Source organism: Micromonospora lutea (genome assembly GCF_016863535.1).
In the GTDB taxonomy this organism is placed as follows: domain Bacteria; phylum Actinomycetota; class Actinomycetes; order Mycobacteriales; family Micromonosporaceae; genus Micromonospora; species Micromonospora lutea.
In genome coordinates this window covers 156,627-169,007 of record NZ_BOPB01000014.1, presented here as the reverse complement: position 1 = coordinate 169,007, position 12,381 = coordinate 156,627, and the positions used below count along the sequence as shown (strand labels likewise).

General features: G+C 69.4%; 10 protein-coding genes. 9 read left to right on the top strand and 1 reads right to left on the bottom strand.

Translation table 11 applies throughout. The features are described from left to right. Positions 1-117: 117 nt before the first annotated feature. From Vlu01_RS15840 to Vlu01_RS15825, 4 genes are all read left to right on the top strand, one after another. Entirely contained in the window at positions 118-771 is a 654-nt protein-coding gene (locus Vlu01_RS15840; RefSeq protein WP_275409346.1) for a sugar transferase, read from the top strand. Beyond that, positions 768-1,916, top strand: a complete 1,149-nt coding sequence (locus Vlu01_RS15835) for an aminotransferase class I/II-fold pyridoxal phosphate-dependent enzyme (RefSeq protein WP_203999760.1) — start codon at positions 768-770, stop codon at positions 1,914-1,916. The genes Vlu01_RS15840 and Vlu01_RS15835 overlap by 4 nt, the downstream gene beginning before the upstream one ends. Continuing rightward, entirely contained in the window at positions 1,913-2,557 is a 645-nt protein-coding gene (locus tag Vlu01_RS15830; protein ID WP_203999757.1) for an acetyltransferase, read from the top strand. The genes Vlu01_RS15835 and Vlu01_RS15830 overlap by 4 nt, the downstream gene beginning before the upstream one ends. A 171-nt stretch (positions 2,558-2,728) precedes the next feature. After that, entirely contained in the window at positions 2,729-4,600 is a 1,872-nt protein-coding gene (locus tag Vlu01_RS15825; protein ID WP_203999754.1) for a nucleoside-diphosphate sugar epimerase/dehydratase, read from the top strand. Between the two features lie 62 nt (positions 4,601-4,662). On the opposite strand, the gene wecB is transcribed toward Vlu01_RS15825, so the two are convergent. Then, entirely contained in the window at positions 4,663-5,787 is a 1,125-nt protein-coding gene (wecB, locus tag Vlu01_RS15820) for a non-hydrolyzing UDP-N-acetylglucosamine 2-epimerase (RefSeq protein ID WP_203999752.1), read from the bottom strand. 228 nt (positions 5,788-6,015) lie between these two features. Between wecB and Vlu01_RS15815 the strand changes: the two genes are divergently transcribed. Genes Vlu01_RS15815 through Vlu01_RS15795 form a run of 5 tightly spaced genes read left to right on the top strand, consistent with a single transcriptional unit; the run spans position 6,016 to position 12,146 of the window. Beyond that, positions 6,016-7,065, top strand: coding sequence for a polysaccharide biosynthesis protein (locus tag Vlu01_RS15815; RefSeq protein WP_275409344.1), 1,050 nt, complete (start codon positions 6,016-6,018; stop codon positions 7,063-7,065). Next, entirely contained in the window at positions 7,062-8,363 is a 1,302-nt protein-coding gene (locus tag Vlu01_RS15810) for a glycosyltransferase family 4 protein (protein ID WP_203999748.1), read from the top strand. Before Vlu01_RS15815 ends, Vlu01_RS15810 begins: the two co-directional genes overlap by 4 nt. Further along, positions 8,360-9,319: a dTDP-4-dehydrorhamnose reductase family protein gene (locus Vlu01_RS15805; protein WP_203999746.1), complete on the top strand. Its 960-nt coding sequence runs from the start codon at positions 8,360-8,362 to the stop codon at positions 9,317-9,319. Before Vlu01_RS15810 ends, Vlu01_RS15805 begins: the two co-directional genes overlap by 4 nt. A 5-nt stretch (positions 9,320-9,324) precedes the next feature. Next, positions 9,325-10,731 (top strand): O-antigen polymerase, encoded by a 1,407-nt coding sequence (locus Vlu01_RS15800; protein ID WP_203999744.1) that lies wholly within the window; start codon positions 9,325-9,327, stop codon positions 10,729-10,731. A gap of 5 nt (positions 10,732-10,736) precedes the next feature. After that, positions 10,737-12,146, top strand: coding sequence for a lipopolysaccharide biosynthesis protein (locus Vlu01_RS15795; protein ID WP_203999741.1), 1,410 nt, complete (start codon positions 10,737-10,739; stop codon positions 12,144-12,146). Positions 12,147-12,381: the final 235 nt, after the last annotated feature.

Here is a 12,381-nt window from a genome sequence, read left to right as displayed (position 1 = left end):
GGCGGGTTGACGTGTCGGGATCCGTGTCGACTGTCGCTATTTTCCGATGCCATACGTGAACAGTCTGATACAACCCGTTTGTCTGCTATGACCGGTTGACTTACGGAGGTCAGAACGGTGCCCGCATCCTCGGTGACCACACCGGTACGCCCGCCCCGGCCCGCCCGGCCGGACGACCCGGTCAAGCGGTTGTTCGACGTGGTCCTCGCGACCGCGCTGCTGCTGCTGACCGCGCCGCTGATGGCGGCGGTGGCGGCGGCGGTCGCAATGCGGCTGGGCCGACCGGTGCTGTTCCGGCAGTGCCGCATCGGGCGGGACGACCGGCCATTCGAGTTGATCAAATTTCGCACCATGCGGGCGCCCGATCCGGCCCGGGGGTTGCTGACCGACGCGGACCGGCTCACTCCGCTCGGCCGTTGGCTGCGGGCCACCAGCCTGGACGAGCTGCCGACACTCTGGTGCGTGCTGCGCGGTGACATGAGCATCGTCGGCCCCCGACCACTGCTGCCGGAGTACCTGAACAGGTACACCCCCGACCAGGCGCGACGGCACGAGGTCCGCCCGGGAATCACCGGGCTGGCCCAGGTACGCGGACGCAACAGCCTCGACTGGGACACCAAGTTCTCGCTCGACGTGGAGTACGTGACCAACCACAGCCTCCGCCTCGACCTGTCGATCCTGGCGGCCACGGTCCGGACGGTGCTGCGCCGGGACGGCATCTCGGCCGACGGCAACGCCACCATGCCCGAGTTCCTCGGGAGCCGGCGATGACCGACACCATCTACCTGTCCGCGCCGGACATCGGGCCGCTGGAGGAGTCGTACCTGATCGCGGCGCTCCGTTCCGGCTGGGTGGCGCCGGTCGGCCCGGATCTCGACGCGTTCGAGCGGGAGGTCGCCGCCCGGGTGGGCACCCGGGGCGCGGTGGCGGTCAGCTCGGGCACCGCCGCGCTGCACCTGGCGCTGCTGGGGTTGGGCGTCGGCCCGGGAGACGTGGTGCTGGTGCCCACGCTGACCTTCGTCGCCACCGCCAACGCGGTCCGCTACACCGGGGCCCGACCGGTTTTCGTCGACTGCGACCCCCGGACCGGCAACATCGACGTCGCCCTCGTCGCCGAGGTGGCGCAGGAACTCCGCGCACGCGGTGAGCGGATCGGCGCGGTCATCCCGGTCGACATGTTCGGCAGTTGTGCCGACTACACCGCGCTGCTGCCGATCTGCGCCGCCGCCGACATTCCGGTGGTCGAGGACGCCGCGGAGGCGCTCGGTGCCACCCACCTCGGGCGGGCTGCCGGCTCCTTCGGGCGTGTCGGTGCGATCTCGTTCAACGGCAACAAGATCATGACCACCTCCGGTGGTGGGATGCTCGTCGGCGACGACATGGCCCTGCTCGACCGGGCGCGACACCTGTCCACCCAGGCACGCGAGCCGGTGCGCCACTACGAGCACCGGGAGACCGGGTACAACTACCGGTTGAGCAACCTGCTCGCGGCGCTGGGTCGGGCGCAGCTGATCCGGTTGGACGGGATGATCGACCGTCGGCGGCGGCTGCGCGACCGGTACGCCAAACTCTTCGCCCCGGTACCGGGGGCTGACCTGATCGGTGCCGAGGACGCCGGCTCGAACTGCTGGCTCACCAGCGTCCGGGTCGACCCGCGACGCTCAGGCTGGTCCGCGGCGGACCTCGCCGACCACCTGTCCGCCCGGAACATCGAGACCCGGCCGGTGTGGAAGCCGATGCACCTGCAACCGGCGTACGCCGATGCGGAGAGCCGGGTCACCGGCGCCGCCGAGCGCCTCTACGCCGAAGGGCTGACCCTGCCCAGCGGCAGTGCCCTCACCGAACGGCAGGTCACCGCCGTGCTCTCGGCGATCGACGAGTTCCTGGCGGCGCGGACCGGAGTCCCGACGGCGTGACGGTACCCCTGGTCATCGTCGGCTGCGGCGGGCACGGTCGGGAGGTCCTGACCATCGCCAGTGCCGTGAACGCCGCCGCTCTTCTGCCCCGGTGGCAGGTGCTGGGCTTCGTCGACGACCGTCCGAACGAGGTGAACCTCAAGCGGGTGCAGCGACACGACGTGCCGTACCTCGGCGGGGTGTCCTGGTTCTCCGGGGCACCCGCCGACACCCATCACGTCATTGGCATCGGTGACCCGCGGGTCCGGCGGGCGGTCGCCGAACGGATCGACAGGTACGGGATACCGGCGGCCAGTCTCGTGCACCCCAACGCCACGCTCGGCTCCGACCTGCGGCACGGCCCCGGTCTGGTCGTCTTCGCCGGGGCTCGGGTCACCACAAACGTGACTCTCGGGCGGCACGTGCATCTCAACCAGAACTGCACCGTCGGGCACGACTGTGAGCTGGCCGACCACGTGTCGGTGAACCCGTTGGCCGCGATCTCAGGCGACTGTCGGCTGGAGGAAGGGGTGCTCGTCGGCACCACCGCCGCCGTGTTGCAGGGGCTGCGGGTGGGGCGGGACAGCACCGTCGGCGCGGGCGCCTGCGTGGTTCGTGACGTGCCTGCCAGCGTCGTGGTCAAGGGCGTACCAGCCCGCTGATCCGGCCCGGTCACCAGGACCGATGATCCAGCCGGTCACCAGGTCCGTAGCGATCCGCCATCAATCGCCGAAAAGCCTACAAAACGCTTATACGGCATGTAACAAGGACAAGAGCGCATTGCTCCTTCCGCTCGCCCCGGGCGGAAGTGGTCGACAGCACAGGAGCCGCACATGCGGGACACACAGACCAGCCGGCACCCGGACCCGACGGCGCGCCGGACCAGGATCCGGTGGCGCACCCTGGCGTTCCTCGCGACCGATGCCACCGCCTGGGTCGGCGGGTTCGTCGCTGCCGCCTGGACCCGCTACGAGTTCGCTTTGACCACCACCCAACTGACCCGCGCCGCCGGCTGCGGCCTGCTTGCCGCCGGGCTGCACGTAGCGGTGGCGGGGGCGCGCCGGATGCGTTCGGGGCGTCACCCGCTCGGCAGTCTCCCGGAGGTGCAGGGGCTGGCCGGCACCGCACTCACCACCGTTGCCGTGCTCCTGCTCGGCGTGCTCTCGGTTCCCGACCGCCCAGTGCCGGCGAGCACCCCGCTGGTCGGCGGCGCGCTCGCCCTGCTGTTCATGCTCGCCGTCCGGTTCGCCTATCGGCACCGGCGCGACCTGTCTCTGCGCCCCGACGTCCGCTCGTCGACTCCGGTGCTGCTGTTCGGGATGGGCGACGCCGGCCAGGGCCTGCTCCGCGCACTGCTCACCGACCCGCGCAGCCGCTACCGGCCCGTCGGAGCCCTCGACGACGACCCGGACAAGCGCAACCTCTGCGTCGACGGCGTCCGGGTTCTCGGTGGGCGCGGCGACGTCACCGAGGCGGTACGACGCACCGGCGCCACCACCGTGATCTTCTCGGTCGCCAACGCCGACGCCGCACTCATCCGGCAGATCCGGGAGGCCACCCTGAACACCGGGGCAGCGTTCAAGGTGCTCCCGCCGGTACGCGACCTGGTCGATCACCGGATCACCGTCACCGATGTACGCGATGTGCAGATCAGCGACCTGCTCGGCCGCCGGCAGGTGGTCGCCGAGATGGCGGTACGCACCAACGGCCTCACCGGCCGGCGAATCCTGGTCACCGGCGCCGGTGGCTCGATCGGCTCCGAACTGTGCCGACAGGTGATGAAGGCCGACCCGGGTGAGCTGATGATGCTCGACCGCGACGAGTCGGCCCTGCACGCGCTCCAGATGTCACTTAACGGTCGGGCGATGCTGGACGGGCCCGAGCTGATCCTGGCCGACCTGCGCGACGACGAGGCCATCCGGCGGATCATCCGGGAACGCCGCCCAGAGATCATCTTCCACGCCGCCGCGCTCAAGCACCTCACCCTGCTCGAACGGCACCCGGGCGAGGCGGTGAAGACCAACGTGTGGGGCACCCTGTCGGTGCTGGACGCCTGCCAGGACGTGGCGAAGTTCGTCAACATCTCCACCGACAAGGCCGCCGACCCGATAAGCGTTCTCGGCTACTCCAAGCGGATCACCGAACGGCTCACCGCGCACGCCGCCTCCCGGTTCCCGGGCACCTTCCTGAGCGTCCGCTTCGGCAACGTGCTGAGCAGCCGAGGATCGGTGGTCACCGCCTTCCAGCGGCAGATCGAGGCGGGCAACCCGCTCACCGTCACCCACCCCGAGGTGACCCGGTATCTGATGACCGTGCAGGAGGCAGTGCACCTGGTGCTCCAGGCCGCCGAGATCGGGCGCGACGGTGAGGCACTGGTGCTCGACATGGGTGAACCGGTACGCATCGCCGACCTGGCCCGGCAGATGGCCGAGCAGGCCGCCAGCAACGTACCGATCGTCTACACCGGGCTACGGCCGGGCGAAAAGCTGCACGAGGACCTGCTCGGCACCGGCGAGACCGACGCCCGTCCGCTGCACCCGTTGGTGTCGCACGTCGCGGTGCCCCCGCTCGATCCACTGGAGGTCAGCGGCCTCGACCCGTTCGACGACCCGGAAAAGGTCATTGCCGAGCTGGCCCGGTTCTGCGCCGAACCGGCCGGCCGCGGCGGCGACACCGTCCTGGGTGGCCTACCGCTGCCGCGTTGAGACCATCCGATCGCGACAAGGGCTGGTGACCCCGCTCGGTCACCAGCCCTTCGCGTCACGGCTCAGTTGCGGATGCCCGCCCAGTCGTGGTGCCGTCGCACGGTCGACAGGATGAAGTTCACCACCAGCCGAGACGTGTCGCTGACCTGGTAATCGGCCGGACAGGGGACGCCGGCCACCGCCACCTGGTCGATCGCCACCCGGACGGCCTCGACGACCCCGTCGCAATCCAGGCCGGTCATGATGATGCCGCCGGCATCCAGCGCCTCCGGCCGCTCCATCGAGTCGCGCAGGGTCACCGCGGGGAAGCCGAGGATCGCGGCCTCCTCGCTGATGGTGCCGCTGTCGGAGAGGACGCACCGGGCCTGGGTCTGCAGGCGTACGTAGTCGAAGAAACCGAACGGCTCATGGAAGGCGATGCCGTCGAGGTCCGTCCCGTCGTCGGACAGGGACTCCAGCCGCTTGCGGGTACGCGGGTGGGTGGACATCAGCACGGGCAGACCCCACTCGGCGCGTACCGCCCGCAGACAGTCGAGCAGCCGCCGCAGTCGGGCGGGATCATCCACGTTCTCCTCCCGGTGGGCACTGACCACGAAGTACCCCCCGGATTCGAGCTCCAGCTGGTGCAGAATGGGCGACGCCTCGATCTCGGGTCGGTAGTGGTCGAGCACCTCCCGCATCGGCGAGCCGGTGTGCAGGATCCGTCGGGGGTGCAGTCCCTCGGCGAGCAGGTTGCGGCGAGCGTGCTCGCTGTAGACCAGATTGAAGTCGGCGACGTGATCGACCAGACGGCGGTTGGTCTCCTCCGGCACGTTGAGGTCGAAGCATCGGTTACCCGCCTCCATGTGGTAGACCGGCACCCGCATCCGCCGCGCCATCACGGCGGCGATGGCGCTGTTGGTGTCGCCGAGCACGAGTAGCGCGTCCGGTCGCAGCTCCCGGATCGCCTCCTCCACGCCGATGAGGACGCCGCCGAGCACCCGCCCGAGCGAAGACGTGTCCACCCGGAGGAAGCGGTCGGGTTCCCGAATCCCCATCTCCGTGAAGAAGACGTCGGACAACGAGCGGTCCCAATTTTGGCCGGTGTGGACGAGCACATGGTCGACCGTCCGGTCCAATCGCTCCATGATCCGGGACAACCGAATGATCTCCGGTCGCGTTCCCACCACGGTCATGACCCGCGTCATCGCCCCACCCTTCGCACGGCCGGCTCCGACAATGGGCCGACAACGGACCGAAGTTCAACGATTCAAACCAGCTGAAGGTAACGCGAATAAGGTACGAGCAATGGTCACCTTATTGAATCTGCCGTTGATTCACCAATCGTGTCTCGCCGACAGTTGTCGAGCTGTATGGTCCGATTCGATGCGAATCACCAGCTCCCCCGGGGGCAGCAGAGAAAGACAGGAGGAAATGTGGATTCCTCGCTTTCGGGTCGTCATTTCTTGATCACCGGCGGCACCGGCTCCTTCGGGCAGACGATGGTCTCCCGGTTGCTCGACGCCGGTGCCGCCGAAGTGCGCGTACTCAGCCGTGACGAGTCCAAGCAGGACGCCATGCGGCACCGGCTGCGCGACGATCGGGTGCGCTACTACGTCGGGGATGTCCGGGACTTCGACAGCGTCCACAAGGCGGCCCGTGGTGTGGAGTTCGTCTTTCACGCCGCCGCCCTCAAACAGGTCCCGTCCTGCGAATTCTTCCCGCTGGAGGCGGTACGGACCAACGTGCTCGGCAGCGCCAATGTCGTCGACGCCTGCGAGCGCAACGGCATCGAGACACTGGTGCTGCTCAGTACGGACAAGGCCGTCTACCCCATCAACGCGATGGGCATGACCAAGGCGCTGATGGAGAAGGTCGCCCAGGCGCACGCGCGGAACAACCCGTCGGCACGGACACGGGTCTGCTGCGTCCGCTACGGCAACGTCATGTATTCGCGGGGCTCGGTCATCCCGCTGTTCATCGAGCAGATTCGCAACGGCGTGGCTCCGACGGTGACCGAGCCGAGCATGACCCGGTTCCTGATGTCGCTGGGGCAGTCCGTCGAGTTGGTCGAACACGCGTTCCGGCACGGCCAGTCCGGTGACATCTTCATCCGCAAGGCAGGCGCCTGCACCATCGCCGACCTCGCCACCGCGCTGTGCAACCTGTTCGGGGTTCCGGCGAAGTTCGAGGTGCTCGGCACCCGGCACGGCGAGAAGTTGTACGAAACACTGGCCAGCCGGGAAGACCTGGCTCGAGCCGAAGACTTCGGCGACTTCCTGCGGGTACCGATCGACAGCCGCGACCTCAACTACGCCCTGTACTTCGACGAGGGCGACACCCGCCAGGAGCACATCGCGGACTACCACTCGCACAACGCCCGTCGGCTGGACGTTGCCGAGATCATGTCGCTGCTGCTGACCCTGCCGGAGGTCCGTGCGCAGTTGGACGAGGTCGGCCAGCCGAGCGAATTCCGCGACACGTGACCGGGGCCGGGACGGTCGACCCGGCGGTCACCCGGGTCGCGTTGATCAGCCAATTCTTCCCGCCGGAACCGGTGCCCATCCCCCTGGGTCTCACCCGCTGCCTACGCCGGCAGGGCTTCGAGGTGGACGTCCTGACCGGGGTGCCCAACTATCCGACCGGCATCGTCCACGCGGGCTACCCACACCGACGGCCCGTGATGGATGAAGTCGACGGCCTCCGGGTGCTGCGGACCCCGCTGCACCCGAGCCATGACCGGTCCGCGGTCGGTCGTGCCGCGAACTACCTGACCTGGGCAGCGTCCTCCACGCTGCTGGGTTCGTCGCTGCTACGTACTGCCGATGTGGCGCTCGTCTACTCGTCGCCGGCCACGGCGGCGGCCGCCGCCCTGACGGCCCGGCTGCGGTGGGGAATCCCGTACGTGCTGATGGTGATGGACCTCTGGCCCGACTCGGTCTTCGCCACAGGTTTCCTCACTCGCGGTCCGGCTCGCCGGGTCGCGGAGACGACGCTGAGCCGGTTCACCGATCTCACCTACCGCTGGGCCGAACACGTCACGGTCCCCTCCCCCGGGCTGCGGGACACCCTCGCCGCACGGGGCGTGCCCACGGAGAAGGTGTCAGTCGTCTACAACTGGGCCGACGAGAAGCTCATGCAGCCGACCGAGCCAGACCCGCACCTGCGCACCAGACTGGGCCTGTCCCCCGACGACTTCGTGGTGCTGTACGGCGGGAACCACGGACCGGCGCAGGACCTCGGCGTCGCGGTCGCGGCCATGGGCCAGCTCCGCGACCTGACCGACGTCCACTTGGTGCTGGTCGGCGACGGGGTGAGCAAACCGGCCCTGCGCACCGCGGCCGGGGAACTCGGCCTCCGCACGATTCATTTCGTCGACCCGGTCGCGCCGGAACACATGGCCGCCGTGATGGCCGCCGCCGACATCCAGCTCGTCTGCCTCGCGGACGAGCCGCTGTTCCAGATCACCATGCCGAGCAAGGTGCAGACCATCCTCGCCTGCGGCCAGCCGGTCCTGTCCTGCGCGCCAGGAGACGCCGCGCGGGCGGTACGCGAAGCCGGGGCCGGATTCACCACCGCACCGGGCAATCCCCAGCAGCTGGCCCAGACCATCCGGCTGGCGCACGCCACCCCACGCGCGCAGCTACGGGCGATGGGACTTGCCGGCCTCGACCACTACCGACTTCTCATGAGCGAGGGGGCCAACGCGCAGGTCCTCGCCGAACTGCTCGCCGCTGCCGCGCAGGGCGGCAGCAGGTCCAACGGAAAGCGGGTGCGACGATGAACCGACGGGTACTCGTCCTGGGCGCCACCGGCATGCTCGGGCACACCCTGATGCGGGAACTGCTGGACGCCCCCGGCATCGAGGTGCACGGTGCCGCGCGCGGGGTGGCCGGCCTGCCGCCGACCGTCGCGGAAAGGGTCACCACCGGGGTGGACGTCCTCGCCGAGGGGCGGGTCGGCCGGCTACTCGGCCAGGTGGGTCCCGACGTGGTGGTCAACTGCGTGGGTGTGATCAAACAGCGTCCCGAGGTCCAGAACGCCGTGCACACCGTCACCGTCAACGCCCTGTTCCCGCACCAGCTCGCCGAGGAGTGCGCGCGGCGCGGCATGCGTCTGGTGCACGTCAGCACCGACTGCGTCTTCTCCGGAGACCGGGGTGGCTACGTGGAGACCGACATCCCCGACCCACCGGACCTGTACGGCCGGTCGAAGCTGCTCGGCGAGGTCGACCGCGCACCGGCCCTGACGCTGCGTACGTCGATCATCGGCCACGAACTCAGCGGTCACCGGTCCCTGGTCGACTGGTTCCTCTCCCAGAATGGCGTCGTGTCCGGCTACACCAAGGCGATCTACAGCGGCATCACCACCGTCGAGTTCGCCCGGCTGCTGCGGTCGGTGGTGCTACCGCGGGAGAACCTCACCGGCCTCTACCACGTGGCGGCGTCGCCGATCTCCAAGTACGAGCTACTCAAGCTGGTCGCGAACGTGTACGGCTGGGCCGGGCGAATCGTCTCCCACGACGGCTTCGTCTGTGACCGCTCAATGTCGGCCGAGGCGCTGGCGCAGACGACCGGATACCGGCCGCCGTCCTGGCCGGAGATGATCTTCCACCTGGTAGAGGCGCGGGCGCGGTGGGCGCGCGACGGCTTCGTCCCCGTTGACCGACGGGCCACCACATCACCACGGCCATCGGGCGGGCCACCCGATGTGTCGACTGTCCGTCTCTCGCGGAGCTGACCCAGATGATCACCCTGTTTCTTCCGGTCCTCGGGCTCGCCACCGTCCACTACGCGGTAGCGATGCGCCGGTACGGCCTGCTCACGCCAGACGGAATCTTCGTGGTCTGTCAACTGCTGATGCTCTACGGCACCGTGCGCCTGGTCGACACCGAGTCCGCCACGGAACTGTTCTACGCACAGCTAATGGCCGCCGCCGTCGCCCTGTACCTCGTCGCCAGCATGACGACCAGTCTGGTCATGCAGCACATCTCGCGCCGACGGGGTGTCAAGGCCGCCTACTCCGACTATTCGGTCACGCTGGTGGCACCCACCGGTGCGATCCTGCTCGTCATCGCGGTCTCGGCTGTCGTGACGGTCGCGTACTTCACCGCCGTCGGATACAGCGCCTTCTTCCTCGGGCTGCAGGGCCAACTCGACGGGGCACCGGCGGACATTGCCAACCTGCGCCTGGATTCGTACGCCGGCGAGAACTACCTGTTCCCCGGCTTCGTCAACCAGTTCAAGAACGTTATCCTGCCGGCACTGACCCTCGTGGTGGCCGTATGGTCGTTCAGCCGGGGCGGTCTCTTCGCCCGGGCGGGTTCGGTCGTTCTCATCGGACTGTCCGCTGTCGCGCTCCTGGGCACCGGGCAACGCGGCGCCTTGGTCGTGTTCCTGACCACCGCGATCGTCTACGCGTACCTGCACAACCGGCGGCGCCTGCCCCGGGTGGCCATCCTGCCGATCGTGCTGGGGCTGCCGCTCGTCATGTTGTCGACCTACGTCCTGGCTCGGCGTGACGGGCAGGGCGAGAGCCCGCTGCGCGCGGTGACGACCGACCTCGTCGACCGCTTCGTACACGACAACCAGGCGTCGGGCATCGCGGCCTTCAACTACACATCCATGCTGCCGGTCCGCAACGGCGGCGAGTGGCTCGAGGGACTGCTCAGCGTCCTGCCCGGCCACCGGGGAAGCACGCTCAGCTCCGAGATCTTCTACACGGTCTACTGGTCTACCCGCGGCACCTCCCCACCGTCACTCTGGGGCTCGATCCACTACAACTTCGACACGGTCGGTCTGATCTTCCTGGCCGCCCTGTTCGGCGTCTTGCTCCAGATCCTCACTCAGCGGTCCCTGCGCAGGCGGCGGTACAACTCGCTCCAGTTGGTGGGGTTCGCGGGGATTACCGTCGTTCTCGGCACCTGGATCGCCGGTGGGATCGAGACGCCCCTGAACGTCGGCCTGGTCAGCTACCTCGGGCTGTGGTATTGGGGCGGACGGATGGGCGGCCCCGCACGGCATTCAGCCACCCGGGCCGACCAGGTGGTCCCGACGGCGCGACCTCTCGGCCTGCGCACCGGGGTGCCGGCACCCAACATCTGCTGGCCGGGGGAAGCGGTATCCGGGCGGCAGGTCGCCGGGCGGGTCTGACCGGCATGCGAGCGCTGTCGGGCAGGAACACCGGCAACGACACGGCACCGGGCAACGCTCCTCGGTGGCGGCACCGGGCCGCGCCCCGCTGGCGCCACCAGCGGCGACTGGGCAGCAGTCAGCGGGGGGTGTTGAGCATCGCCGCGGGAAGCGCCGGGGGTCAACTGCTTCTGCTGCTCGCCGCGCCGGTGCTCGCCCGGATGTACAGCCCGGCCGATTTCGGGGTCTTCGCCGTGCTCGGCACGCTCGCCACGACCCTCGGTGCGGTGGCCTCTGGCCGCTTCGAACTCGCAGTGCCGCTACCGGAGCGGGACCACGAGGCCCACGACCTGGTGGCGGTGGGCCTGGTGACGGCCCTCGGCACCGCGCTGGCCGGCACGGTAGTGCTCATGGTGGCCAGAGGCGAGATCGCGGCGCTGTTCGACCAGCCGGCGCTGTCGTCGTGGTTGTGGCTGACGCCGTGGACGGCGGCGGCGATTGCCGCCGTCCAGGTGCTGAACCAGTTGGCGATCCGGTACCGGCGATATCCCGCGATCGGCCGGCGCAACTTCCTCCAGGCCGGCGCGACGTTGCTCACGCAGCTCGGCGCCGGGCTGGTGGGGCTGCGGTCCGGAGGGCTGGCGCTGGGTTTGGGCGTCGGCCAGGCCGTGGGCGCGCTCAGCCTCCTGCCCGGCATGCGCCGCCGGAGGGCGGACGGGGAGCCCGGCTCTCGCCACCGCAACCTGTGGCGGACGGCCCTGCGGCACCGTAGGTTCCCCCTGCTGCTTGCTCCTTCGGGGCTGCTCAACGTGCTGGGGCTGCAACTGCCCGTCCTTCTCATCGCCTACTACTACGGGGGCGCGGTGGCAGGGTGGTTCGGCTTCACCCAGCGGGTGCTCGCCATACCCGTCGGGCTGCTCGGTCTGGCCGTCGCGCAGGTGTACCTGGCCGAGCTGTCGCGGGCCGCACGGACCGGTGGCGGACAGGCAGCGGCGCTGTTCCTTCAGGCCAGCCGGCAACTGGGGATGGCCGCCGCTGCGGGGGCACTGCTCATCGCCTTCGCCGCACCACCTGCCTTCACGCGGGTATTCGGGCCCGAGTGGAGCACGAGCGGCACCTACGTTCAGGCGCTGGCGGTCTTCACCGCGGCGCAGCTCGTCGGCTCACCGCTGTCCCAGACCCTGATCGTCTTCGGTAGGCAGGGCCTTCAGCTCGCCTGGGACGTGGGGCGGCTGCTCCTGGTCGCGGCGGCGGTGGCGTTCACCGCCCGGTCTGGTGGCTCGGCCTTGGCCGCGGTGTGGGCCTTCGGCCTCTCCGCCGCCGTTGCCTACGGCGCGTCCTGGCTACTCTCGTTCCACGTCGTCACGAGCGCACGGGGGCTCGGATCACCGCGGGAACCCGAGCCCGCGCCTCCAGCACTCGCCGGAAGCCAGTGAGATCGATGGCTCCGGATATCCCTGCCGGCCGACGGACCGCCCGGCGCAAACCTCCTCGCAACGCAGAGAACCTCTGGTTCGTTGAGCCAAGGGTCCCGTCGCCGGTCCGGCTGGCCGCGCGACGGCCCTCCGACTCCGTCCCCACCGGTACGGCCGCTGCGCACAGCAGCGCGGCGGACCCAAGAGAATGGGCGTTCGCATGACGACCGACACAAGTCTCATCTTGTGCGACCTC